5 protein-coding genes are annotated in these 4,571 nt (G+C 40.8%); all 5 read left to right on the plus strand.

The window, feature by feature from the left end; genetic code table 11:
• The first annotated feature begins 13 nt into the window (after positions 1–13).
• Positions 14–1,123 carry a capsule biosynthesis protein gene (locus tag JHC35_RS05090; RefSeq protein ID WP_295042647.1) on the plus strand — a complete coding sequence of 370 codons (1,110 nt, stop codon included), beginning with the start codon at positions 14–16 and terminating at the stop codon, positions 1,121–1,123.
• On the plus strand, positions 1,113–1,910 hold the full coding sequence (locus JHC35_RS05095; RefSeq protein WP_295042649.1) for an ABC transporter permease: 798 nt from the start codon (positions 1,113–1,115) through the stop codon (positions 1,908–1,910). The genes JHC35_RS05090 and JHC35_RS05095 overlap by 11 nt, the downstream gene beginning before the upstream one ends.
• Positions 1,911–1,923: 13 nt before the next feature.
• The gene (locus tag JHC35_RS05100; protein ID WP_295042651.1) at positions 1,924–2,574 is read left to right on the plus strand and encodes an ABC transporter ATP-binding protein; all 651 of its coding nucleotides are present in this window, start codon (positions 1,924–1,926) and stop codon (positions 2,572–2,574) included.
• An 85-nt stretch (positions 2,575–2,659) separates the two neighbouring features.
• Positions 2,660–4,237, plus strand: coding sequence for a glycosyltransferase family 1 protein (locus tag JHC35_RS05105; RefSeq protein WP_295042653.1), 1,578 nt, complete (start codon positions 2,660–2,662; stop codon positions 4,235–4,237).
• A 15-nt stretch (positions 4,238–4,252) separates the two neighbouring features.
• Positions 4,253–4,571 (plus strand): hypothetical protein (locus tag JHC35_RS05110; protein ID WP_295042655.1); only part of this gene is annotated, 319 nt, incomplete at its 3' end.

Genomic DNA, 4,571 nt, shown 5'->3' on the forward strand with positions numbered 1-4,571 from the left:
ACTAGGATAAATTTTGATATTAGCCGTAAATTATTTAAAAAAGCATAAACTTTTTACATTCACTGTCATTGTCCCGACATTGATTGCATCCATCTATTATGGGATGATTGCATCCGATATTTATATCAGCGAATCACAGTTTGTGGTTCGTGCTCCTGATAAACCAAGTACCAGTGGCATTGGGGCGATGTTGCAAAGTGCTGGTGTTTCGAGTTCAGTAGATAGCGATGCTCATACCGTTAAAGATTTTATCCTCTCACGAGATGCGCTGATTTCCTTGGATCAGACGCTTCACTATCGTCAAAAGTACACTTCAGAAACGATTGATCATTTTAATCGCTTTAATGGATTTGGGATTAATAGCAGTTTTGAATGGCTTTTTAAATACTATCAAGATCATATTACCGTAACTGTAGACACCTCGTCGCCTGTGGTTACATTGGATATTCAAGCCTTTAGTGCTAAAGATGCCAAAACAATCAATGAACACCTTCTTCGATTAAGTGAGCAATTAGTTAATCGTCTTAATGAACGTGCGCGAAGAGATATGATTGGGTTTGCCGAAAATGAAGTAGCCCGTGCGATGGTTCGGGCAAAAACGGCTTCTTTGGCAGTATCCAATTATCGAGAAAAAAAATCGGTATTTGATCCCGAAAAACAATCAGCGTTGCAACTGGAGTTGGTCTCTAAAATGCAAAGTGAGCTTATTGCAACCAAAGCGCAGTTGGCACAATTGATGACACTTGCTCCTGAGAATCCTCAAATTGCTTTGTTGCAAAACAAAATCACCAATTTAACCTCTCAAATAGCAACAGAATCTTCTAAGGTCACTGAAGGGGATGTCTCTTTTGCCCATAAAACATCCGAATATGAACGCTTGATGCTCGAACGTGAGTTTGCAGGAAAACAACTGGCTATTGCCTTTGCTTCATTGGAGCAAGCCCGTAATGAAGCACTTCGTAAACACGTCTATTTGGAGCGTATCAGTCAGCCTAATGAACCTGATTGCGCCCTAGAGCCACGAAAAATACGCTCTATCTTTGCCATATTTATGTTAGGGCTTATGGTGTGGGGAATTTTAAGTATTTTGAATGCGGGAGTTCGTGAACATTATGATCGCTAACGATCGGGGGATAAGTTTCTTAGAGCAATTTCGAATTCAAAAACGGGTTATTTGGGCGCTAATTTTACGTGAGATGATTACTCGTTATGGTCGTGAGGGATTAGGTATTATTTGGATTATTGCTGAACCTGCTATGTTTATCATTGGGGTTATGGTTATTTTTTCACAATTGCATTCAGGAGAAGCGGGTCAATCGGTTGCGGAATATTTGGCGGTTAGTTATCCAACATTATTGCTATGGCGTAATGGAACTGGACGGGTGACGAAGGCTGTAGAGGTGAATAAGGCACTTTTGCATCACCGTCCTGTTCGCCCTATCGATATTATTTATTCACGTATTATTTTGGAATTTTCGAGTTCTATAGCCGCTTTTTTATCACTTTATTTAATTTTTGTGACATTGGGTATTTGTCAGTTACCAGCTGATTTATTCACTATGATTATAGGTGGTTTAATGGTCATTTGGTTTTCTTTTGCGTTTGTATTAACAATGGCAGCGTTAGCGGAGCTAAGTGATACGGTCGAGAGGGTGTCTCATATTATCCTTTATCTAATGCTCCCTTTTTCAGGAGTGTTTTTAGCAGCTCACTTGGTGCCGCAAGAGTATCGGGATTATTTATTGCTTTTTCCTTTGGTCGATTGCGTCGAGTGGTTTCATGCAGGATATTACGGCAGTCGTATGGAGACCTATTATTACCCTTACTATACTGTAGTGGCTAATTTGGCTTTTACCCTCTTTGCGTACGCGCTTACCAATATTGCGATTAAGCGAGTGCAAACAATATGATGGATAGTTTTTAATGCTAGAATTAAAAAATATTTGTAAATCGTATCCCATCCATCATGGAAAATCAGAACGTTTAATCCTTGATCATGTTAATTTTCGTATCGAGCGGGGAGAAAAATGGGGAATTCTGGGGCGTAATGGTGTGGGTAAATCGACTCTTATTCGTATTATCAGTGGTTCAGATCTTCCTCAATCGGGGAGTGTTACGAGTGATATGTCCATTTCATGGCCATTGGCTTTTGGTGGTGCCTTTCAAGGGAGTTTAACAGGTCGGGATAACGTGAAACTTATTTCTCGCATTTATGGGGTTGACTTTCATCGAACATTGGAGTTGGTAGAAGATTTTGCGGAGCTTGGTGCCTATTTGAATGAACCCGTTAAAAGCTACTCTTCGGGTATGTCTGCGCGCTTGGCTTTTGCTATCTCCATGTCAGTTGAGTTTGATTGTTTCTTGATTGACGAGGGGATGTCGGTCGGGGATCACCGTTTTCATCGAAAATGTGATATTGAACTCTTTGAAAAACGGGGCGATCGTGCAATGATCATTGTGGCACACCAAGTTGATTTGATTCGTGCGCATTGCGATCATGCGGCAGTGCTTGATAAAGGTCATCTCATAATTTGTGATTCTGTCGATGATGCAATCCGAATGTATGAGGGCTAGGTTATCGTTTGCCGTTTCTATGGCGATCGAGTTTGACTGCTATCTGATAGGAAATTAGAAAAATTCAATTCAATTAAGGAAGCCTATGAAAACTATAACAGATAAAAAACAAAAAACAAAAATTCTTTTAGAAATGCGTCCAGCATTAGAAGGTTTTGCCGGTATTCCTCAAGAAGTTAGACTATTGTTCCGAGGTTTATCAAAATTAGATTCTGTCGAACTTGAGGGGATGATTCAAACTTCGCATAGAATTTTAGCCAGAGGAACAAAAGATAAACTAGGTATATTTGAATCTGTACCATCAGAAACAAAAAAAATTAATCGCTATTCTCGAGTCATTATTTCACTAGCAGAAAAACCTTATCGCACTATTGCGGATATTGTTGTTGATTTTATCGAAAAATGGTTAGCATCGACATCTTTAACATTATTTACGCTTTTGGGATTAAAAAAAATCAAATTAACTAAATTTGAATCCAAATATTTTGAAGACTTTACTTGGCGAACCATGTTCTCCAAAACACTACCGGCATCTGATTTTAGTCTTGTTGCGCGTGCAAATCATCGCATCTGCTCTACTCCATGGCATACAATGCATATGGTTGGACTAAATACACTGAGTTTTTATAAAACACCGAAATATGCCAAACTTGATACTGGTGATTTTGATATTTTTATTGGTCAGACACCTTACCCGGCACGTATCGATAAACAGACAACGTTTATCGTCCGTTATCATGATGCGATTCCTGTATTTATGCCCCATACTATTTCTGACAAATCGATACATCAGGCTACCCATTTTTATGCACTCATGAGTAATGTGCAAAACGGTGCATGGTTTGCATGCGTTTCGGAGACGACGCGTCAAGATTTAATTAAGCTTTTTCCTGAAGCGGAAAAACGTTCTGTGACGATTCATAATATGGTTTCGCATCACTATGTTCAAGAAAACTCTTCATCAAAATTAGTGCCGGGGATAATTCGTTCACGATTGTATGCGAATGATCCTGATGCAAAAGATATGGGCTTGTTGCCAAAATTTTTAACTTTACGAGAGCAAGAAACATTTTTCAAGAAATCACTTGAGCAAGAAAAATTAAAATATCTTCTTGTAGTATCGACAATCGAGCCACGTAAAAATCATACTCGGCTACTTGCGGCATGGGAAGTAATCAAAGCGGATATTGATCCCGATATTAAGCTCGTCATTGTTGGAACACTGGGGTGGGAATATAAGCAAATTATTAAAGGCTTAAAAACTTGGATTGATCGTGGAGAGTTATTTATGCTCAATGCTGTGCCTGCACCGGATTTACGTGTTCTCTATCGTCATGCTGCCACGACTGTTTGCCCTAGTTTAGGGGAAGGTTTTGACTTTTCAGGTGTTGAGTCGATGGCGAGTGGAGGGATCACGATAGCGTCCGACATTCCTGTTCACCGCGAAGTTTATGAAGATGCCGCGGAGTATTTCGATCCCTACTCGACGATCAGCGCAGTCAAGGCGCTAAAAAAAGTTCTCTACGAACCGGAGAGCCAAAAAGTCCAGGAATACCTCCGCCAGCGCGGTGAAGAAGTTTCGGCGCGCTACATGCCTGAGAAGATTTTGCCACAATGGGAAGAGTTTTTACAACGCGTCGTTTCGGAACATAAACATCGATAACCAAGAGGATTTGAAATGGAAAAAAAGAGAGAGAATTACGGTTCAGAATTTAAAGCGAAAGTATTTCAAAAGGCCTTCATTCGCATTTTTACTAAGCAGTTGGTTCGTGAGGCGTATCACGGCATTCTACAGCGAGAGGCCGATGTTCAGGGGCTGGCTTCTTACACAGACGCGCTCAAGCAGAATTTTGGTTTCGGCGCACTCTTGCGAGATCTTTCAGAGTCCGACGAACACTGGCAAAAGACCCTCGAAGTCCGTGCCCCCGAACTGGTGCGAGCTCTCTACCGCGGTCTGCTTGATCGCGAGCCAGAGCCTGAGGCACTGCAGGGCTACG

The organism is Sulfuricurvum sp. (assembly GCF_022759005.1).
GTDB lineage: Bacteria > Campylobacterota > Campylobacteria > Campylobacterales > Sulfurimonadaceae > Sulfuricurvum.

Bases quoted from the DNA above. Each gene is read 5' to 3' on its own strand.
- JHC35_RS05095 (WP_295042649.1), top strand. From the start codon at position 1,113: ATGATCGCTAACGATCGGGGGATAAGTTTCTTAGAGCAATTTCGAATT.
- JHC35_RS05100 (WP_295042651.1), top strand. From the start codon at position 1,924: ATGCTAGAATTAAAAAATATTTGTAAATCGTATCCCATCCATCATGGA.
- JHC35_RS05105 (WP_295042653.1), top strand. From the start codon at position 2,660: ATGAAAACTATAACAGATAAAAAACAAAAAACAAAAATTCTTTTAGAA.